Origin of the sequence: Pedobacter lithocola (assembly GCF_042650845.1) — a bacterium.
In the GTDB taxonomy this organism is placed as follows: Bacteria; Bacteroidota; Bacteroidia; order Sphingobacteriales; family Sphingobacteriaceae; genus Pedobacter; species Pedobacter lithocola.
Window position 1 is genome coordinate 669643 of the sequence record NZ_JBHSBW010000011.1, and the last position, 21644, is coordinate 691286.

At 34.7% G+C, this 21644-nt stretch carries 20 protein-coding genes; 3 read left to right on the plus strand and 17 right to left on the minus strand.

Going from position 1 to position 21644, the window contains the following annotated elements; all coding sequences use genetic code 11:
* Positions 1-88 precede the first annotated feature (88 nt).
* The 5 genes from tsf to ACFOWA_RS13355 form a co-directional block, all read right to left on the minus strand.
* Entirely contained in the window at positions 89-934 is an 846-nt protein-coding gene (tsf, locus tag ACFOWA_RS13335; protein WP_188411604.1) for a translation elongation factor Ts, read from the minus strand.
* Between the two features lie 127 nt (positions 935-1061).
* The gene (gene rpsB / locus ACFOWA_RS13340) at positions 1062-1922 is read right to left on the minus strand and encodes a 30S ribosomal protein S2 (protein ID WP_131557564.1); all 861 of its coding nucleotides are present in this window, start codon (positions 1920-1922) and stop codon (positions 1062-1064) included.
* An 18-nt stretch (positions 1923-1940) separates the two neighbouring features.
* Positions 1941-2327 (minus strand): 30S ribosomal protein S9, encoded by a 387-nt coding sequence (gene rpsI / locus ACFOWA_RS13345; protein ID WP_055913282.1) that lies wholly within the window; start codon positions 2325-2327, stop codon positions 1941-1943.
* Between the two features lie 3 nt (positions 2328-2330).
* The gene (rplM, locus tag ACFOWA_RS13350; RefSeq protein ID WP_116248884.1) at positions 2331-2774 is read right to left on the minus strand and encodes a 50S ribosomal protein L13; all 444 of its coding nucleotides are present in this window, start codon (positions 2772-2774) and stop codon (positions 2331-2333) included.
* A 403-nt stretch (positions 2775-3177) separates the two neighbouring features.
* Positions 3178-3717 (minus strand): ORF6N domain-containing protein, encoded by a 540-nt coding sequence (locus tag ACFOWA_RS13355; RefSeq protein ID WP_378985908.1) that lies wholly within the window; start codon positions 3715-3717, stop codon positions 3178-3180.
* Between the two features lie 118 nt (positions 3718-3835).
* On the opposite strand from ACFOWA_RS13355, the gene ACFOWA_RS13360 reads away from it, so the two are divergent.
* Positions 3836-4915, plus strand: coding sequence for a mechanosensitive ion channel family protein (locus tag ACFOWA_RS13360; protein WP_378985910.1), 1080 nt, complete (start codon positions 3836-3838; stop codon positions 4913-4915).
* A 105-nt stretch (positions 4916-5020) separates the two neighbouring features.
* Here ACFOWA_RS13360 and ACFOWA_RS13365 read toward each other — a convergent pair whose 3' ends face one another.
* A complete protein-coding gene (locus tag ACFOWA_RS13365; RefSeq protein WP_378985912.1) occupies positions 5021-7306 on the minus strand; it encodes a Tex family protein in 2286 nt (761 codons plus the stop codon).
* 288 nt (positions 7307-7594) lie between these two features.
* Here ACFOWA_RS13365 and ACFOWA_RS13370 point away from each other — a divergent pair, with 288 nt between their 5' ends.
* Positions 7595-8230, plus strand: coding sequence for a hypothetical protein (locus tag ACFOWA_RS13370; protein WP_378985913.1), 636 nt, complete (start codon positions 7595-7597; stop codon positions 8228-8230).
* Here the strand turns inward: ACFOWA_RS13370 and ACFOWA_RS13375 are convergent.
* The 11 genes from ACFOWA_RS13375 to ACFOWA_RS13425 form a co-directional block, all read right to left on the minus strand.
* A complete protein-coding gene (locus ACFOWA_RS13375; protein ID WP_378985915.1) occupies positions 8227-8598 on the minus strand; it encodes an iron chaperone in 372 nt (123 codons plus the stop codon). The genes ACFOWA_RS13370 and ACFOWA_RS13375 overlap by 4 nt on opposite strands.
* A gap of 42 nt (positions 8599-8640) precedes the next feature.
* Entirely contained in the window at positions 8641-9216 is a 576-nt protein-coding gene (locus ACFOWA_RS13380) for a pentapeptide repeat-containing protein (RefSeq protein ID WP_378985916.1), read from the minus strand.
* A 410-nt stretch (positions 9217-9626) separates the two neighbouring features.
* Entirely contained in the window at positions 9627-10613 is a 987-nt protein-coding gene (locus tag ACFOWA_RS13385; protein ID WP_378985917.1) for a pyruvate dehydrogenase complex E1 component subunit beta, read from the minus strand.
* Positions 10614-10845: 232 nt separating this feature from the next.
* Positions 10846-11295: a DUF6036 family nucleotidyltransferase gene (locus ACFOWA_RS13390; RefSeq protein ID WP_378985919.1), complete on the minus strand. Its 450-nt coding sequence runs from the start codon at positions 11293-11295 to the stop codon at positions 10846-10848.
* Entirely contained in the window at positions 11295-11498 is a 204-nt protein-coding gene (locus ACFOWA_RS13395; RefSeq protein WP_378985920.1) for a hypothetical protein, read from the minus strand. Before ACFOWA_RS13395 ends, ACFOWA_RS13390 begins: the two co-directional genes overlap by 1 nt.
* 29 nt (positions 11499-11527) lie before the next feature.
* Complete coding sequence (locus ACFOWA_RS13400) at positions 11528-12085, minus strand: GNAT family N-acetyltransferase (protein ID WP_378985922.1); 558 nt, start codon at positions 12083-12085, stop codon at positions 11528-11530.
* 224 nt (positions 12086-12309) lie between these two features.
* Entirely contained in the window at positions 12310-15174 is a 2865-nt protein-coding gene (locus ACFOWA_RS13405; RefSeq protein ID WP_378985924.1) for a PD-(D/E)XK nuclease family protein, read from the minus strand.
* A 13-nt stretch (positions 15175-15187) separates the two neighbouring features.
* Complete coding sequence (locus ACFOWA_RS13410) at positions 15188-18424, minus strand: UvrD-helicase domain-containing protein (RefSeq protein WP_378985926.1); 3237 nt, start codon at positions 18422-18424, stop codon at positions 15188-15190.
* 171 nt (positions 18425-18595) lie between these two features.
* Positions 18596-19099 (minus strand): endonuclease domain-containing protein, encoded by a 504-nt coding sequence (locus ACFOWA_RS13415; protein ID WP_378985928.1) that lies wholly within the window; start codon positions 19097-19099, stop codon positions 18596-18598.
* 172 nt (positions 19100-19271) lie between these two features.
* Complete coding sequence (locus ACFOWA_RS13420; protein WP_378985930.1) at positions 19272-20069, minus strand: tRNA threonylcarbamoyladenosine dehydratase; 798 nt, start codon at positions 20067-20069, stop codon at positions 19272-19274.
* Positions 20070-20268: 199 nt separating this feature from the next.
* Positions 20269-20925 carry a TatD family hydrolase gene (locus tag ACFOWA_RS13425; protein ID WP_378985932.1) on the minus strand — a complete coding sequence of 219 codons (657 nt, stop codon included), beginning with the start codon at positions 20923-20925 and terminating at the stop codon, positions 20269-20271.
* A 100-nt stretch (positions 20926-21025) separates the two neighbouring features.
* Between ACFOWA_RS13425 and ACFOWA_RS13430 the strand changes: the two genes are divergently transcribed.
* Positions 21026-21553 (plus strand): thioredoxin family protein, encoded by a 528-nt coding sequence (locus ACFOWA_RS13430; RefSeq protein ID WP_378985934.1) that lies wholly within the window; start codon positions 21026-21028, stop codon positions 21551-21553.
* Positions 21554-21644 lie beyond the last annotated feature (91 nt).

Sequence of the window (21644 nt, forward strand, 5' to 3'; positions counted from 1 at the left end):
AATGGTTTATGCAAAGAAATTTGGATAGGAAAGTACAAAAAAAAACCTCCCGAAAAAATCGAGAGGTTTTAATTAATTTTATAAATGCTTATGCACCTAATTGAACACGTTTGAATGCAGATACTGTTAATCCTTTAGATGTATTATCTAAAAATTTACGAACATCTACTGAGCTATCTTTAACAAACTCTTGGTTTAATAAAGTACTGTCTTTGTAGAATTTGTTCAATTTACCAGCAGCAATTTTCTCAACCATTTCTTCTGGTTTACCTTCTTGGCGGATAACATCTTTAGCAATTTCGATTTCACGCTCGATAGTAGCAGGATCAACACCGTCTTTATCAACAGCAATTGGGTTCATAGCAGCAATTTGCATTGCAACGTCTTTACCAGCTTCAGTAATATCTGCACCATTAGCACCTTCAAATACTACCAAAACGCCCATTTTACCATTGGAGTGGATATAAGAAACAATTTTTTCGCCAGATACATTTGCGTATTCTTGAATAACGATTTTCTCTCCGATTTTACCGGTTAATTCAGTTATAGTTTCAGCAACTGTACGTCCATCTTCCAAAGTAATCGCTGATAATTCCTCAGCATTAGCAGGATTGTTGGCAACGGCTGCAGCTAAAACAGCCTGAGCTAGGTTACGGAAATCTTCAACTTTAGAAACTGGTTCAGTTTCGCAAGCTAAAGCAACTAATTTGCCATTTGTACCATCCGCTGAAACAGCGATAGAAACCAAACCTTCAGAAGTAGCATTACCAGAACGAGCGGCAGATACTTTTTGACCTTTTTTGCGCAATAAATCAACAGCTGCTTCGAAATCGCCGTTAGCTTCTACTAAAGCTTTTTTGCAATCCATCATACCAGCGCCAGTTTGTTGGCGCAATTTATTTACATCAGCGGCAGTAATTTGTACTGTAGACATTTTATTTCCTTTTTTAAATTTACAATCTTGTTATAACAATTACAGGTTACAAGTTACAAGTGTTAAGTTAAACTCATGTTAAGCCAACTTAAAACCTGAAACCAGTAACCTGCAATAAAAAATATTACTATTCTTCTGTTTTAGTTTCTTCTGATGAAGGTGCTTCAACTTCTGCTTCAGCAGTTACCTTTTTAGTAGTTGGTCTTTTTTCACCAGCTGCTCTAGGCTCTTTTGCTTCAGGCGCATCAGCTGCAACTTTCGCTGCTACTGCTTCTTTTTCAGCTTCATCATCTTTTTCGCGTTTACGCTCATCTAAACCTTCTTCAATAGCTTTGATAATTACATCAGTAATTAAAGAGATTGATTTCGTAGCATCATCATTCGCCGGAATAGGGAAATCGATGTTAGAAGGGTCAGAGTTTGTATCAACCATCGCAAAAGTTGGGATGTTTAATTTTAACGCTTCAGTTACTGCGATGTGCTCTTTCTTAACATCAATTAAGAACAAAGCTGCAGGTAAACGGTTTAAATCAGCAATACCACCTAAAAGTGATTCTAATTTAATACGTTCACGTTGAATCATCAAACGCTCTTTTTTAGATAAGATAGCATAAGTACCGTCTTTAGTCATTTTATCGATGGTAACCATCTTTTTGATTGACTTACGAACTGTAGCAAAGTTAGTTAACATACCACCTAACCAACGCTCGGTTACGAAAGGCATGTTTACTTTTTTAGCTTGCTCAGCTACGATTCCTTTTGCTTGTTTTTTTGTTGAAACAAATAATACTTTACGTCCTGATTTTACGATTTGTTTAATCGCAGCCGCAGCTTCTTCAGTTTTAGTTAAAGTTTTATTTAAATCTATAATGTGGATTCCATTACGCTCCATGAAAATGTAAGGAGCCATTTTTGGATTCCATTTACGGGTAAGGTGACCAAAGTGTACACCTGCATCCAATAAGTCTTGATAAGTTGTTCTTGCCATTGTCTTTGCCTCCTGTGATTAACGTTTACTGAATTGGAATTTCTTACGAGCTTTAGCACGTCCTGGTTTCTTACGCTCAACCATACGCATATCACGCGTCATTAGGCCTTTAGCACGTAATGCAGGTTTTTTCTCCGCATCTAGTTCAACAATCGCTTTAGCAATAGCTAAACGAACAGCTTCTGCTTGTCCTTTTACTCCACCACCTTGTACGTTTACAGTAATATCATAACGACCTGTAAGTTCAGAAACTTCTAAACTTTGGTTTACGATATATTGCAAAGGTAAAGTTGGGAAATAAACTTTGTGATCTTTACCGTTAACGGTAATTGCTCCAGCACCATCTTTTAAGTAGATACGTGCAACAGCTGTTTTTCTTCTTCCTGAAGTGTTAGTAACTGACATTTCTTAAAGTTTAATGGTTTTTGGAGATTGAGCTGAATGAGGGTGAGTTTCACCAGCATACACAAAAAGATTTGTGTATAATTTTTTACCCAATTTAGTTTTCGGTAACATACCACGTACCGCTTTCTCGATTACACGTTGAGGGTGTTTCGCCATTAACTCCTTCGGAGAAATAAAACGCTGACCACCTGGATAACCAGTATAAGAAACATATTGCTTTTCGCTGAATTTGTTTCCTGTCAATTTAACCTTGTCTGCATTGATAACAATAACGTTATCTCCGCAATCTACGTGTGGGGTGTACTCAGGCTTGTTTTTACCACGGATGATCATAGCGATCTTCGATGACAAGCGCCCCAAAATCTCGCCTTGTGCATCAACAACAATCCACTGTTTGTTAACAGTTTTCGCATTGGCAGAGACAGTTTTGTAACTTAACGTATTCACTTGCTTGTATTTAATTTATTAAACAATTATTTATTCCCATTAAATTTGGGACTGCAAAGATAGATAGAAAACTTTTATTATCAAATAGTTGATGGGAAAAAAGTTAAAGTTATAAGCAATAAGTTCTTTTAGAAAGTCGTCATGCTGAATTATTTCAGCATCTTAGTTCTTAATTAAATATATCAAATATTTTGTAAAGCAATAACAGTAGTTCTTTTGTTTGCTTCGGTCCCGCTTTTTGTTACAATCTTTTTTGTGAAAGCAAGCAACTTTAATATTTCGTCATTGCTAGGAGGATCAACGGAGCAATTTCATTCGTTCAGTTATCAAAAAAGTATTTCCACCTCAATCGGGTTTGAAGAACTTAGGCCTGAAATGCTATTGTTCTAAAGTCCAAAATCAGTTACAAATCATCAGGTTTAAATCCAATCCTTTTTCTTGGTTCAATTTTCTTATCCATCAACTTATCTATGTAAGTAAAAACCAATTCGATGTTTTTATCTTGATTTTTGAGTTTTCTTTTAATGTCTTCAATCTTGTATTTTAGTTCACCATTTTCATTTAGCCATTTGCGCAATCTTGTAAGTATTCTTACAATTTGAATGTTTACTTGAATGGCTTGTTGGCTATTTAAAACACTAGAAAGCATTAGCACACCATGTTCGGTGAAAGCATTAGGTAAATAGGTTCTGCCACCTTTATTTTTCTTTGAGATCACAATTTGTGATCTCAAAGATTGCCATTCAGTTTCTGTAAGGTGAAACATGAAATCTTCTGGAAATCTTTCACTATTTCTTTTGATAGCTTGGTTTAATGTTCTTGTTTCAACTCCATAAAGCTCAGCCAAATCACTGTCCAGCATAACTTTATGCCCACGGATTTCATAAATTTTGTTAACTAAAATATTTTCGGGGATGATTGAGAGCTTTTGTTTAGCTGTCATATCATTTTTGGATTTAAAATGTAAGATATAAAAATTGATTTGGATTTGAGGTCACAATTTGTAACCTCAAACAATATCCAATAGCTGTTGTTAAATCCTTAACCATCAAATTTAATGTATGCAGTATCTCGATAATATTTTCGGTTATCCCATTCCTCTGTTTTTAAAAAATATTATAGTTGGTATAGTAGCTTTATTATTAGGTGCTTTCGTAAAGTTTATCATTCATAAATTATTCTTGTTGTTATCACGTTGGTGGAGTTCAATTATAATTAAATCGACCATTAAGCACCTTAGAAATCCGATAGGTTTATTCATTCCGCTTTTGTTTTTAAACTTTTCGTTGTCGTTAATGGTAATGAGTGCTGCTTGGCGATTGCCACTAACTAAAACGTTAGAAATAGCATTGACTGTTACATTTGCTTTAATCCTGATTCGAGTTATTAATGTTCTTGAAGATTACTTTTTTCTTAAGTATGATTTAAACAAAGAGAATAATTTAAAAGAAAGAAAAATAAGAACCCAGTTGCAATTTGTAAGAAAGGTTATTGTTTCTTTAATCGTTTTGGTAACCGCTGCAATTGTGCTTTTGAGTTTCGAAAGTATGCGTAAAATAGGAGCAGGCTTACTTACCGGTGTAGGTATCGGTGGAATTATTATAGGTTTTGCAGCCCAAAAATCACTGGGAAATTTATTAGCTGGGTTTCAGATTGCTTTTACACAACCAATACGTATTGATGATGTAATAATTGTAGAAGGCGAATGGGGAAAGGTAGAAGAAATAACACTAACGTATGTTGTAGTAAATATTTGGGACCAGAGGAGATTGATCTTACCTATAACTTATTTTATTGAAAAACCATTTCAAAATTGGACAAGAGTTTCTGCTGATTTACTTGGAACCGTTTTTCTTTATATGGATTATTCTATCCCGATTGAACCTTTGAGGCAAGAATTAACTAGACTTTTGACCAATAATCCGCTTTGGGATAAAAGGGTAAATGTTGTACAAGTTACAGATACCAATAAAGATGGCTCTATAGAAATTCGATTTTTAATGAGTGCTTCAAATTCATCAAGAGCATTTGATTTGCGTTGTAATGTGCGTGAAGCAATGATAACCTTTATTCAAAACAATTATCCCGAAAGTTTACCAAAGAAAAGGTTGGACTTTAATGATAAGTTTGGAAATATATAAGCACCTTAGAAACCCAAGACTATATAAGCGAATAGCTTAGGTTTCTAAGGTAGTAAAAAAACGATTTAAGTTGCCACTTAATTAATTGCCTTAGTGGTAAAAATGTTATTTAAACATTTCTTTCAACTTTGCTAATTTCTCCTGTAAATCACCATCAGCACTTTTAGGTTCGTTACGTGGCTTTACGTTTTGCTTCTGATTACTCGGTTTGTATTCTTTCTTTTGAACCTTAGGCTCCCGACTGCGGACTTCAGACTTCGGATTAGCTTCTGTCTTCATAGAAAGCGAGATTCTTTTGCGAACCACATCTACTTCCATTACCGTAACCTCAACTTTTTGATGAACTTTCACAACCTCATTTGCATTTGCTATAAATCGATTAGCCAATTGGCTGGTATGTACTAAGCCATCTTGATGCACACCAATATCTACAAAAGCACCAAAATTGGTAATATTGGTAACAATGCCCGGAAGCTTCATGCCTGCTTTTAAATCCGAAATTTCATTAACACCATCTGTAAAACTGAAGGCTTCAAACTGCTCTCTAGGGTCGCGGCCAGGTTTTGCAAGTTCTTTTAAAATATCATTAAGCGTAGGTAAACCAATCTCGTCGCTAACATATTGCTGAGGTTTAATTTGCTTTTGTAGTTGTGAGTCTTTTATCAAAGCCGAAACGGTTGTGCCCAAATCTTTCGCCATTTTATCTACAACAGCATAGCGCTCTGGATGAACTCCGCTCATATCTAAAACATTTTCGGCATTGCGTATGCGCAGAAAACCTACTGCTTGTTCGTAGGCTTTATCACCTAAACGAGGAACCTTTTTTAAACTCTCTCGGTTTTTAAAAGCGCCGTTTGTATTTCTGTACTCAACAATGTTTTGCGCTAAAGTTGGTCCTAAGCCCGATACATAAGCCAGAATTTGTTTCGATGCAGTATTCAATTCTACACCAACGGCATTTACTGCACTTATCACATTATCATCCAAACTCGCTTGCAATTTATTTTGGTCAACATCATGTTGGTATTGCCCTACACCGATAGATTTCGGGTCGATTTTTACCAGTTCGGCTAGTGGGTCCATTAAGCGGCGACCGATTGAAACGGCTCCACGAACGGTAATATCCTGTGTAGGAAATTCTTCTCGGGCAACATCTGAGGCCGAATAAATTGATGCACCACTTTCATTTACCATTACAATAGTTGTGTTTGGTAAGTTTAGTCCACGAATAAATGCTTCTGTTTCTCTACCAGCAGTACCGTTGCCAATTGCAATAGCTTCGATTTCGTATTTTTTGCAAAGTTCTTGAATAATAACTTCAGCATTTTTTATGTTTCCTTGTCCGGTATGCGGGTAAATTGCTGTATTCTCTAATAACTGACCTTGCTTATCTAAACAAACCACCTTACAACCGGTACGGAAACCAGGGTCGATAGCTAGTACATTTTTTTGTCCCATTGGTGCGGCCAATAGTAACTGACGGGCATTTTCTGCAAAAACACGAATCGCTTCTTCATCTGCTTTTTGTTTTGTTAAAACCCTGAGTTCGGTTTCCATGGCGGGTTCCAGCAAACGTTTATAACCATCTTCTAAAGCTTGCTGAACTTGTTTTGAAGCAGTATTATTGCCAAGAACAAATTGATTTTCCAGAATAGAAAGAGCATCTTCAGCAGGAGGTAAAGCATCTAAACGCAAAATTAGCTCTTTTTCGCCACGGCGCATAGCCAAAACACGGTGAGATGCAGCAGTTTTTACGGGTTCACTCCATTCAAAATAATCTTTATATTTTATACCTTCTTCCTCTTTACCTTTAATTACTTCGGCTTTAAAAACTGCTTTTTCTTGAAAATAGGTACGCATTTTAGTTCGTGCTTCTGCATTTTCAGAAATCATTTCAGCGATAATATCTCTTGCACCAGCTAAGGCTTCTTCCAAAGAATTAACTCCTTTTTCTGCATTAATAAACTTACTTGCGGTAGCTTCTAAATCAAAATTTTGTTGGTCGAAAATTTGTAGGGCAAATGGCTCTAAACCTTTCTCTTTTGCTACCGATGCACGAGTTTTACGTTTAGGTTTGTATGGTAGATAAATATCTTCTAACAGGGAAATAGTTTCTGCCAAATTTATTTGCTTTTCTAACTCAGGCGTTAACTTTCCGAGCTCCGTCATCGATTTTAAAATCGCTTCTCTACGCTTATCTAAATCGCGTAATTGTAAAACTCTATCACGAATTGCAGCAACCTGAACTTCATCTAAACTTCCGGTTAATTCTTTTCTATACCGAGAAATAAATGGTACTGTTGCACCTTCATCTAATAGTGATATAGTAGCAGTAACTTGCTTTTCTGCAACTTTTAATTCGGTTGCAATTAATTTATGGTGGGTTAACATATTTAAAAATTAAAGTGGCAAAGCTAATCAGGATTTGCGGGATTTAAGGATTTTTAAAATGAAGTTTTCCACTAGAAATTGTTGGTAATAATCTAATTTTTTTGGAAAGCAATGGCAGAAGTATTGTCTATTGGTAGTCTGTCTTTACGCTAAATTCCCAATGAAAAATCGGGATATATCGCTTCAATCCCGTTTAGGTACTTGGGGTATTGCTGCTATTTTTGGTTGCTTTGTGCATTTAGAGAAAGAAGTTATGGAAAAGTAAAATAATCGCATCATATTTATAATATGAAAAATATAACCTTTATTCTGCTAGTATTTTGTTCCGGGTGCCGATATGAAACTTCTGAAATTCAGGAAAATGTTGATGAAGAAGTTCAGGTTATCTTGAATACATTCGAGAATGCTGCTGTTGCAGTATCAGAAAATGATTCTGAGGAGCTAAGAAGAACCAAGGTTCGATTTCCACCTAAAGGAAGTAAGGAAATTAATTTAAGCAAAATACCTAAAGTGCCTTTAAATAGAAAGCATCTGTATTTAACAAATGACACCTTAAATGAGATCAGTCAAAAGCTTTTCAATAATTTGTCTTCAAAGCAAAGAGGTATAATAATACATCCAGATTCCATTGGTGAAATATTGAAGAATACTAACCTTAAGTTTTCTCCAGCCAATTTGACCACAAACTCAAAAAAATATGAGATTAGAAATGATTCATCTGTCATTCACGATAGAAACTTTAATGGAAATCTGATTTTTACCCGAGTTGTTTTTAACAAAAATAAAACAAGAGCTTGCTATGTCTTTTCACAGAGCAAGAAAGTTGGTTATCAGAATTTTTGGAGCATGGGTACTATTATCTACGCAATGAAAGTAAATGGAATTTGGGTTTTTGATAGAGAGGAGGAACTTTGGATAACTTAAGACTTCTTTGCTATTTTATCCAAATCCTCTTCGGCTCTAAATTTAGTAATTCTGGTAATTAAATCTAATGGCATCGGTTTATCAATTGGAAACTGAACTGCACCTTTGCTCCATTTATATTCTCCAAATTCGTTTTGGAATACTTTAATGCCAGAACCTGTTGGATAAAAGCCAATGTGTTTTTCGTAAGCTGCGAAATATACTAAAACAGTATTCTGTTTAAAGGCTGGCATTTTATAGCTAATCACTTCGTTTGCATTCGGTACCGCTTTTCGTAGTGTTTCCCTAATTTGCTCCAAAATTAACTGTGTTTTGGCTGGAAATAATTGAATGTAATCATCTATAGTTTTTGGTTCTAGTTTTTCCATAGCGTTGAAATCTTGGAATGAAAATACGAAAATCGGCAATACTTATTCACTAATTTGAATGTCGTATTTATGCAAAAGACCCGCTAAACCAGATTTAGAAAACCTTGCTTTTTTTGTCCGATTATTATCAGGGTCGATGGAAAAATTGTACGCCGTCCTTATATCGGCTTTTTCTAAAGTGGTTGTGTCGAATGTTGCGCTGAGTAAATCGCAATTATCGAAAGTAACATTTGTCAAATCAGACTCCGAAAAATCAACTTCATGCATTTGGGTGTTTTTGAAATTGGTTTTCTTCAGTTTTATTTTGTAGAATGATGAATGGTCCAACTTGCAATTGTTAAAACTGAAAGCTAAACCGAAATCGTTACAGTTTTCGAAACGGAGTCCAAGCATTTTACAATCGCTAAAAACAATGTCGTTAAATGAGGTTTTGGTTAAGCTTGCTAAACTTAAATTACATAAAATGAATTCACAATCGAGAAATTTTACGCCGCTTAAATCAGAGTTGGAGAAGTTGCAGTTGATAAATTTACAATTTTCGTACTCTGCTATCGGTAATGCTTTTACAGTAAAATCTTCTCTGTTAAATGTTTGATCAGCTATGTAATTATTAGACATTGGTTGCTTTAATTTGAAGGCTAAGTTAAAAATTATCGCTTTGTTTTTGGCGTTCTAGCACGACTGAATTAAGATTTTTATACAGGTTTTACTAAAATAAACCAGACAGAAATGGAAATACTTTTTTGTTGTACTAGCTAAAAAGATTACCACGTAGTTCCTCCTCTCAATGACGGTAATTGAAGCATGACAGAAGTTAAAAAAGATTGTAATAAGTGGCGGGGCTGCTGAAAGCGAAGGATTAATAAATGTTGATTTTCTAATTACTTAACCCTTGTAAGAAATAAATCTGATTAAGCTTACGTGTTATATGGTGTTTTTAAGTGGTAAAGTATAGAGCAAAAAAAATCCTCCAAATTGCTTTGGAGGATCAGTATATTTTAGTCTTCTGTTTGTGAAGATTAGTAATTTTATTTTGTTGCGTACATTACTTCTTTAACTGCTTTAATTACTTTCTCTGCATTAGGTAAGCTGGCAGCAATTAAAGTTGGCGAGTATGGAAGTGGCACATCTGCACATGTAATGCGTATAACCGGTGCATCTAAATAATCGAAGGCTTTTTTCTGAACCATGAAAGCAATTTCACCTGAAAGTGATGCCAATGGCCAAGCTTCTTCTACTACGACTAAGCGATTGGTTTTTTTAACAGATTCGATGATGGTATCGTAATCGATTGGGCGAACTGTACGCAAATCGATAACTTCTACATTAATACCTTCTTTAGTTAACTCTTCAACAGCAGGATTTACCACACGAGTTAACATTTTACCGAAGGTTACAATGGTTACATCAGTACCTTCTTTAGTTACGTTTGCCTTACCAAATTCGATATAATATTCTTCTGCTGGAACATCACCTTTATCACCATACATTACTTCTGATTCCATAAAAATAACTGGATCTGGATCGATAATAGCTTGTTTAAGTAAACCTTTTGCTTCATAAGGAGTTGATGGTACAACAACTTTTAACCCTGGGGTATTTGCAAACCAGTTTTCGAAGTTTTGGGAATGTTGTGCGCCTAGTTGACCAGCATTACCGGTTGGACCACGGAAAACCATTGGGCAAGAGAACTGACCACCACTCATTGATAAAATTTTAGCAGCACCGTTAATAATTTGGTCGATTGCTACCAATGAGAAGTTGAATGTCATGAATTCTACAATTGGAATTAGTCCGGCTGTTGCAGCACCTGTTGCTATACCAGCGAAACCTAGTTCGGCAATTGGCGTATCGATTACACGTTTTGCGCCAAATTCATCAAGCATTCCTTGACTTACTTTGTATGCACCGTTATATTCTGCTACTTCTTCACCTAATAAAAAAACGCGGTCATCTTTGCGCATTTCTTCGCTCATGGCTTCGCGTAGTGCTTCTCTAAATTGGATTTCTCTCATTGTAAATTTTAATAACGGTGGCAAATATAATTATTAATCGCATTGAAACCAAAGGGAATTAAGCGTGTGTTTTGTAATAATTATGGTTGATTAAGGCTGTTTTTTCGGACAAAAATTTAAAGCGTTGTTGAGTTTTGTAGATATTTAAAAATAATATTGTGAATATCTGTTAATGAGGTGGTAATTGTGTTAAGGTTTATTGGTTTAACAAAATATATTGCTGCGATATGGTTTAAAGATTTTCAAGATCGTTGAGGTCTTTTGGACGGCCTGCAGCTTTTTTGGCTTTTTTTAAATCGTCTAAATGAATAGTTTTAATTTGGATACCATCTTCTTCAAATAATATTGCGTTATCATAACTGGCATCAAAATCTAAACCTTTTACAGCTAACATCAAATCAATTGCTGATGGTGGTATGCCAAAAGTAAAAACATCCCAATTTTTATGCGTGAGAAAATTTTCCTCAGTCATATCAAATACAGGCATCCCAAAATTTAAAAATGCATTTTTGATTTTGCCATAGTTTTCTAAAGTTCTTGCCACCCAAATATCCATATCACCCGTAGTTCTTGAGTAACCATGAAGAATTACTGAGAAGCCTCCAACTAAAATATATCGAACATCAGCCTTGTTCAAAGCCTCGACAAAATCACGAAAATCTTCATTAAAAATGTTGCCCATTATTTATTTCTAGCTCTCACACCAAATTTTGTTTTATCCATTCGTGGCGGATTCTCTTCAGGGAAATTGTAGGCAATGCTATTTAAATAGTTTGCAATTCGCAAACGTTCTTGCGAGGTTAAAGTACGATAATATTCGGCATGAGATTTTGAAGCCTCTTCTGCAGTTTGGCCTTTAAATGCTGTTCTGTCTAAACGATACATAGTCAAATATAAATATTTTATGTATTGATTTAATGCTTCGGATTTAACAATCCGTAAATTTCACTGTCTAAAAATTTTCCTCTGAAATAATAATCCTGTTTAAAATGTGCTTCTTTTACAAAACCCTGTTTGATGAGGATTTGTCGTGATGCATCATTTTCGACATTAATATTTGCTTTAATGGTATGGAGATTCATGTCGTTAAAACCAAAATCGATTGTTCTTTTTAAAGCTTCGGATATAATACCTTTTCTCCAATAATCTGGATGTAGCATATAGCCAATTTCTGCCCTGTGGTTTGCATAATCTGTTCTCCAATAGCCAATTGAACCTATCATTTGATTTGGATTTTCTTTTAAAGCTATAACCCAAGCCAAATTATCGCCATTTTCAAAGCCCTGATTAAATGTGCTGATGAATGTTTTAATCTCTAATAAATCTTTAGGTCTTTCGCGATCGATGTATTTCATCACCGTTTCATTGGTACGCATATCATATAGTGCTTCAGCATCTGTAAGCGAATGTTCGCGAAGGATTAATCGTTCGGTTTCTAAAAGAGGGAATTTGGTGAAATTGAGGGTTAGCATTTTTAAATTTAAAGATTAACCGCAAAGCACACAAAGTTTTTCGCAAAGGATTTAAAGTTTTATTACCACCGAGTACACAGAGGTTTTCACCAAGAACAAAAGAGATTGTGTAATTAGCCTGAGCTTTGTGCCCTCTGTGCTTTTCTTTTTTTGCTCTGTGGTTATATAGAAATCAAAGCCTAGCGTTCTTGCGATTTTTCTTCTATCCCTTTACGGTTAAAAACCTATTTCCCAAACAGCGTTTTGTAAATGGAATACTTGTAATTATCAGGAATTTCGCTTGCTTTAAAATAAGGTGCGCCAAAAAGCTCGGTAAGTTTTTCTTTCAATTTATTTAAAAACAGTGGTTTTATCTCTTCTAAAAAATCGCCACGTAAAACCTGTCGATTAGATTTAAACCAAACACCTCCATAGGTAGGGTCGTTCATGGTTTTTACAATATAGAGATTGGGTTCTACACAAGTTTTACCAGCAAATTGTTCGTAAGCATAAGTATAAAGCAAGGTTTGGATTAAAGCTTTATTGATGTGTTTTCCATCCGAATTAAAAAGTTCATCAATAGATGCAAAAGCCAGTTTATCACTTCCGGATTTATAATCGATAATTTTTGTAACACCATCTTTAACATCAACCCTATCAATATAGCCGAAGATTTTAATGCTTTCTTCTTTCCCGTTTAGTGGAAAACTAATTTCTGCCTCTATTTTTTGTTCTAAGCTGATAATATTAAATGGTGTTTGTGATATGTCTTGATTCAAAATAATATTTACATAAGCATCAACAATGGCTAAGATTACCTTTTGCATGCCTTTATATTCCATTACCAAATCAGGATGTTTGAACATTACAGCATTGAACGCTTTTTGAATCAATTGCGGAACTTTCTTCCGCTGCTCTTCTATTTTATCCTTCGTAATTTCTGCTTTGCGTAAATCGGCGTAGAAATATTCCATCACTTTGTGCAAAATCGAACCAATTTCATTGGCTTCAACTACTGCACTTATCTCTTTTGGTTCTTTAATTTCAGCTATGTAATTGAAGAAAAAATCGATCGGGTTAGAAATATATTGTGTAATTGCCGAGGGTGATAGCGATTTAGTTTTATCCAAATAACGTTTCAGTTTACTTTGGATAAATTCATTACCGGTTTTTTCGATTTGAACATCTCTAAATTGTTCTGTTTTCACATCTAAATTAAGTTCATTATATGTGAAGTTGAAACCACTTTCATATTCCAATTGCTTTAAAATTCTACTGGCTTCGCCCGATGTATTTTCGTCAGTTAAACTGTTGTAAACAAAGTTGATGTTTTTTGCCCTTTGCATTAAACGGTAAACCATGTAGGATGAAATGGCATCGAGGTTTTCTAATACAGGCAAACCGTAAACCCTCCTAATAGAATCGGGGATAAAACTATTTCCAATAGATGATTTTGGTATAATTCCTTCATTAAAACCCAAAATCACTACCTTATCGAAATTTAGATTTCTGGTTTCGAGCAAGCCCATCACTTGGATACCATTAAGCGGGTCGCCAGAAAGGGGGACGGCTATAGCCTGCAATGATTTTTGAACCAAATAAATTACAAACGGAATTTCCTCTTTGCCAATATGATTGCTGAATGTATCGTGTAGCCTGTTTAACTCCTGAATTGTTTTTACAAAAAGCTCCGCATCGATTTTTTTTAGTGTTTTCGCGTTTGATAATCTTGTTAAAACGAAATCTAAAACCTCTAATAAATTGGTAACTACAGCTTGCGGTTCTTCAATTTTTTTATAAAAAACTTCAAATAAGCCACTTTGCCTTAAAAGTCGCTTGTGGTCAACCTCAACTTTGTTTTCCTGTAATAATGCTGTGAGTATTTTATCTCTCATTTTTTGAGATAATCCTGAAAGTGGGTGTGTTAAAAAAGCCTCAACATTTTTATACATTACTTTATCAGCTTGCAAAATTTCTAGCTGACTGGTTAACCATACATCAACCAAACCAAAAATACTCGAAGTAGATAAAGCAAAACCCATAGTTACATTTAGGTCTATTGCTGAACCATTAAAACTTGTTGGAATGGTTTGTAACGTTGGAATAAGTAAACTTTCATCAGCTAAAACCACAACCGTTTTGCCAACACTTTCGGCATTGGTATAATCTTCTTCTAAAATAGTGTTAAGAATTTTTGCCTGGGCAGATTGACCCTGAACTTTAAAAACATTCACATAATGCGATTCTGTTTTCATCAAGCTTTCTTGTTTTGCAAACACATTTTTTAATCCAATCTGATTTAAGTTTTTTCGAAGAAACAAGCCAGCTTCTTGCGAAATGTCATCTAAATAATAGCTATCAGCGTCGAAATAAAACAATGCTTTTTCGGCTTCTTGTAGCTGTGCAAATATTTTTGCTTCGGCACTGCTCAAAGCATTAAATCCAACAAAAACGATTTTTCCTTTATCAAAATTGGAAATAAATTCTTGATGATTTGTAATGTCATCTGCCAAATGGCGATATACCGAACCATTGGTTAAATAGCCTTGTTTTTTTAATTCAGCATGAAATTTTTGATAAAGCTTTGGCATTCTTCGCCACATCTTTATAAATAATTCTTGCTGTTTTTTATGTTTTCCTTCAGAATAAGAAGTCCAGAATTGAGCTAGAAATTGATATTGTTCTGCACTTAAATAATCAAATTCTTTATTGATAACAGAGATATCTTCCAAATCGCGGTACAACTTTTCGGCATCCACTAAATCAGCATCAATTTGATTAAAATCGCTAAGAATAATTTTCGCTAAAGGAAAAAATTTATGGCTTGAAATGGTTTCTAAATTTTCCTCAACCAAAAGTTGGTTGTATATTTTATGTAGCGTAAAAAACTGCAAATAGAAATCGGCAATTTTATAACTTGTTGAGCATGCAAAAAACTCTTGAATGGTAAAAAAAGAAGGACTGAAAAAAGGTTTACCAATGATATCTGCAAAATGCTTTTGCAAATAAGCAGATGGACGTTTGTTATTGAAAACAATAGCACAATTTTCTAATTGATTTCCAAACTTAAAAACTAAATCTTCGGCAACTTCTTGTAAAAATGGTTTCATTTGCGTCTTCATGTTATACCAATTTCAATTTGCCTTTTACTGCGTAAAATAAATAGGTTTTTATGTTTTTAAACCCAATCTCGGCTAGAAGATTTCTATATTTATCTACTTGTTCGATGTGTTTATTGCTCTCTTCTAAAGTGAATTTATAATCCAGAATAATAACTTCATCGGCATTAATTAAAACCCTATCTGGACGATGAAGCTTTCCGCTAGCATCAATAATATTTTTTTCGGTGATGCTTTCTGTTGCCTTTTCTAAAATTTCTTTCAGCTCAGGGTGATTCAAAACTTCCAGCGCAGAATCGATAAGTTTTTGCTTTTCTTCTTCTTTAATAATGCCTTGTAAAACGAGATTGCTGGTGTAATCAAAAACGCCTTTTTCAGTGCTTGAACTAGCTAAAATATCATGCAAAATGGAGCCTTTTCTTCCAGATTTTTCTATGTTAACCAAATGCTTTAAATGCTTTTCTTCAGATGGGATATAAAGTTCTGATAAACGATTAGTAGTTGGATAACTCTCCAAAGAAATAAAATTAGCCTCAACTGGTTTATTTTCTATTGATAGATAATCTACAATTTCATAAACGCCATTTTCATCAAACTTATCATTAAACGTGTGGTTTAATACATCTCCCATATTGGATAAGTTAACTTCTTTATTGCCTTTTGCTTCGGCCTTACCCATTGTAGCAATATAGAGGAAATCTTTAGAGCGTGTTGTTGCTACGTAAAGCATATTTAAAGCATCCATATTGTTGTATAGCAATTCTTCGAAATATGCTTTGGAAATGGATGAATCGGCTAAATCTTTGTTGTATTTTAATGGAATTCCACGAAGTTCCTTATAAACCGTATCTTCTGATGAAACCCAAAAAGTTGAGTTGGGTTTACCTTTTATTTCCCAGTTGCAGAACGGAACAAAAACAGCTCTAAAAGCCAAACCTTTCGATTTGTGAATGGTGATGATTTGAATCGCATCTGCACCATCAGGCGATGGAAGTGATTTTTTAATGCCATCTTCATCCCACCAGGTTAAAAATGAGATTATCCCTTTTTCTCCTAACCTACCTGCATTGGCGGTCAAATCTCTGAAGGCTAAGAGATATGGAAGATGTTGTGCTAGGTTTTTTAATTCATAAGCTTCAATTAAAATTTCTACCAACTCAGGCAAAGGGAGTTGCAACCACGATTGCCAGTTTTCGCAAAGCGATTTAGGAAGCACATTGCTTAATGAATTTAAAGTTGCATTATTAAGGTTTAAATAATGATTTGCATTGGCTTCTTTTCCATGCAATGAATTAAAAAGCGCAATGCAATTTGCCTTGTACAAAGCCGTTTGCGCATCTAAACCGATTAAAACTTTTAGCGTATTAATGAGTAGCTGAATGGCTGAGTTATTGGAAATTAGTAAGGCATCGCCAGAAAGTACAGGCAGCTTTTGCTCCATTAATTTCTGAACGGTTAGCAAAGCTTCGCTGTTAGAGCGAACCAAAATTGCAATATCTTTTAAAGCATAATGCTGTTTATCCTTTAAATAAAAAATTTCCTGTATAACATCATCTAAAGCAATATCTCTAAAAATCGTTTCGCTAAAACGTGCTTCATCTGGTGCATGTTCTTTTCCAAATTTTTTGATTTTAATGGTTCCGCCTTTTAAAGTGTTTTTAGCGAAATTTTGTTTAGAACCTGCATAAATATCAGTAATAATTTGGTTGTAGTTTTGGCTATTCCACCACGTTGATATACTTTCAGGTTTGCTGGCTAAATTTTCGTTCAACTCATTTTGTAAGGTTAAAGGAATAGAAAGATAGAGTACATTATTAAATGTGATGATATTTTCTGTGCTGCGGTAGTTTTCTTCTAAACTTTCTTCGATAACATTATGTACGCCAACGTCGGTTTTCGCATGTTTGTGCAAAATATTCCAATCGCCATTACGCCAACGGTAAATGGATTGCTTGGTATCACCAACAATTAAATGGTCAATCGAATCAACACTTGGAGTAGCTATTGCATTGGTTAAAAGCGATTTAAAACTTCCCCATTGACTGGTAGATGTATCTTGAAATTCATCAAACAAAAAATTTTTGTATCGGTTACCAACTTTTTCCCAAATAAATGAGGGGTTGTCACCTGCATCTTCGGTAATTCCTGAGATTAGTTTTTGGGCATCACTAATTAGAAGGTTATCATTTTCTGCTCGATATTCTTTAAGTAGAACTGCAATTTCTTGCATTAACCGTAAATAATAAAGGTTTTTGTTGAAAGCAATAGCCAGCTGGTAGTTTGGTAAATGCGCTAAATAATGTGCTTTAATTTGATGTAAAATAGGATTTACAGTTTCATATGCTTCAGATGAATAGGCATTCTTTTGAAACCACTCTTCAGGTTCATCTATAAGATTGAATATTGATTCTATCTTTGAAAAGTCGCCCGGTGCTGTTAAGATTAACTTCGTTAGCGGGCTTTTTGATTTTCCTTTAAGTTGGTCGTTTTCTATACCTAAAACTTCTAAAGCGGCATGTGCATCAGTTGCCAAACGAATAATTTCATCCTCAAAATTTTTAATTTCTTCTTTCGTAACATTTATGTATTTTTTAAAAAGTTCATCTATGTTATCCAATCCTAATTCTTCAACCGCCGTTTCGAAAATTTGAAAACGCTCCGAGAAAATTTCGCCAATTAGGTTGTAGAGTTCGATTTTGTAATTCCAGCTTTTGTTATCGCTGATGCGCTCGATGGCCAAATCAATAATCCATTGCAAAAGTTGTTTATTATCGTTTAAGGCATTATCGAGTTTGTTAACCAAATCATCTTTTACTTTATCATAATTCATTTCTAAATTATAATCGGCATTTAAACCGAGTTCAAAGGCGAAACCACGAATTACTTTTTGAACAAAGCCATCAATAGTACTTACCGAAAAACGACTGTAATCGTGAAGGATTTTTCGATAGATTTTATCTGCTTTGGATTGAAGTTCTTGTGCGGTTAATTGTGGGTAAGCAATTAAAATCAGTTTGCGGTAATCATCAATTTTGTTTGATGGATTGCCTTGAGCTAAACCAACCAATACTTCTAAAATCCTCGATTTCATTTCTTCAGTGGCCTTATTGGTAAAGGTTACGGCCAAAATTTCGCGATATTTATTCTCACCGCTGAAAAGTAAAGTAAGGTAGTGTGCTGTTAAACTGAATGTTTTACCAGAACCTGCAGAAGCTTGGAGAATTTTAAGGGGTTGGGGCATTTGCTATATTTTTTAAACACCCCGCCCTGCGGGCACCCCTCTGGAAGAGGGGAATATTGGGTGCAGAAACTTTCTTATATAATCTTTCTTTGTCGTTTTGTAATTAGGCGCTGTGTAATTCCCCTCTTTTAGAAGGGTGGATGCGCAGCAGACGGGGTGTTTTTTGCAAAGTTATCCCGAGCCAAATCCATAATGCTCAATAATAAATTCTTCCAGTCCTACTAATACAAATTCCATATTTTTCATCACATCATCAACCGTAATTCTGTAAATTTTTAATCCTAAAGAAATAAGATATTCTTCTCGAACTTTATCATGTAGTTCTTTATCATCATGGCTTGAACCATCAATTTCTATAACTAATCCCAATGCTTTAATGTAGAAATCTACAATATAGTTTCCAATAATTCTTTGTCTATCAAAATCAATCTTATGGAAATTACCCCTTGTAACCTGCATCCAGAATAATACTTCTGGTAAATTACCTGCTCTTAGAAGTAGTTTGGCTCTTTCTTTTAGACGAGGTTGATAGGGTAAATCTCTAACTACATTTTGCCTTAATTGAATGCCATTAATACTGATTTTTATATTTAACACCCCGTACTGCGGACATCCCTCTGCAAGAGGGGAATGCTGGGTGCCAAAATTGGCAAGAATGTCATTAGGTGGTTGCATTTTGAGGCAATTTGTTTATAGCGCTTTGTAATTCCCCTCCTAAAAAGTGCTGGCAGGACGGGGTGGTTTTACAACACCTAACTTACAACAATTTAAAATTTTCCTGAAATCATGATACCAACAATTAGATTAAAAAACTCATTTTTGGTACTTGTACCCACTAAATAACAAGTTAAGAACTTTTCTTTAGTTTTTTCTTCGCCAAAGTTTTGTGGCTAATCCTCAATGGCCTTTCCGCCATTTCAATTTTTAGGCCTAACAAATCTCTAATTACAACAGAAGCACAAGCGCCACCAAATGCAGCAGGCAAATAAGAAACTGTGCCGTAAGCAGAGCGCTTGAAATTGCTACCATCCGTCATAATCATTGAGTTTTTATCCATTTCTTCGGTAGAGAAAACAGCTTTAATTTTGTTGGCACCCTCAAGTTTATTTAATCGTTTACGAACATAACTTGCGAAAACGCATTGGTAAGTATCGGGCAGCATGGCAATTCTCAATCTGGTAGGGTCCATTTTTCCGCCAGCACCCATTGAACTTACAATTGGAATATTTTGCGCTAAAGCTGTAGATAGTAAGGTGATTTTTGGCATCACACTATCTATACAATCCATAATGTAATCGAACTTAGAATTTAATATTTCTCTGCATTTTTCAGGCGTAAGAAAGGTATTTACCACATGAAGTTTCAATTCGGGGTTTATCGCAAGTAAACGTTCTTGCATAATTTCGGCTTTGCTTACCCCATGATTGGTAGCTAAAGCAGGTAATTGTCTGTTTCTATTTGTCGGGTCAACAACATCACCATCAACAATTGTCATTTCGCCAATACCCGAACGACAAATAAATTCCGCAGCAAAAGAACCAACACCACCTAAACCAATTATTAAAACATGTTTGGCTTGTAATTTCTCAATTCCATCATTGCCTACTAAAAGTGCAGAACGCGAAAGCCAGGTTGTATCAGACATTTTTGATTAATTTTTTATCACAGATAAAAAGGATGAACACAGATATTTCAAGCTTTAATCTATAGTTAATTTATTTCTGCCACGGAAACATGGATTGACACGGAATTTTTTCTGTGAATTCTGTACTCTCGTGGCTAATTATATTTTATACTCTCCAAATTAGACGCCATAATCAGTGTTTATCTGTGTCCATCTGTGGTTAAACCAAATTCAATTCTTTCCAGCTTGCAAAAATACGTGCTTTAAGCTCATCAACCGAACATTTTTTTAAACTTGCTGCAACTTGATAAATTTGCTGTATTGAAATGTTCGAATCATCTGTTTCTAAAAAGAAGTTATCATTACTTTGGATCAGTTGGGAAGCACCAGAATTTTCTTTTAATATGGAAGCGCCAAATGATAAATAAAAACCGTTCGCAATTAATAGTTCGCCAAGTGCTTTCTGTTTATTAAATCCATGAATTATCATCGGTATTTTCACTTTTAACCGTTTTCTAATCTCCAATAATTCTGAAAAACTTTTAACACAATGAAGAATAACAGGCTTATTTAATTTTTCTGCCAGTTTGATTTGGTTCTCCAGAATAATAATTTGATTGGTAATGCTTTCTCCTCTTAATTTATCTAAACCGCATTCACCAATCATTTTTACGTTTGGTTGTTGTGCTTTACATTCGAGGTGTTTTAATTGAATTTCTAGATTTTCTAGTTTTGCAAACCATGGATGCAAGCCCACCGAAATAGACCTATTACAGGTTAATGGATATAAATTTCCATCCGTTAATGATAAACTTAAAATACTTTGAATATCTTTTTGCTGCAGTGAGCGGTGGGTATGAATATCAAGATATGGCATTTATTGAAGAATGTAAATGTAGTTGCTCTGTAAAGAATTAAGAAATAATCTACAAAATTAGTCGACTTTATTATTTTTGCAGCATCATTCTTTAAAAATCATGAAAAAAATATTAATATTAATTACTGCTGTATTAATTTCTAGTGCAGCATTTAGTCAGGCGAAAACAGAAGGTGTACATATTTATAACCCTGAAGCAAATGCCCTGGCAGATTTAAAAGTGGCTACAGATAAAGCTGCTAAAGCAAATAGACACGTATTAGTACAGGTTGGAGGAAATTGGTGCAGTTGGTGTATTGCTTTTCATAATTTGGTAGATACAACTGCAGTTTTAAAGCAAACCATTAATGATAATTACGAATATGTTTTGGTAAATTGGGATAAAGACCATCATAACGATGAAGCTATGAAATATCTTGGTTTTCCAAATCGTTTTGGTTATCCGGTTTTTGTAGTGTTAGATGGAAAAGGTAAAGTGCTGCACATCGAAAATTCTGCTTATTTAGAAACTGATGAAATTGGTGCAAATGGCAAGAAAAAAGTTGGACATGATGTGAAAAAAATCACTTCGTTTTTGAAAGGATGGACGGTTGCAGCTGTAAACCCCGAAACTTATAAAGCTAAATAGAGGTAGAGGGTAAAAAGGTATAACGCGAAGGGTAAAACTCAATTTCAAAATTAAAAGCCGCTGATTTTCAGGTATTAATCTGCGAATCAGC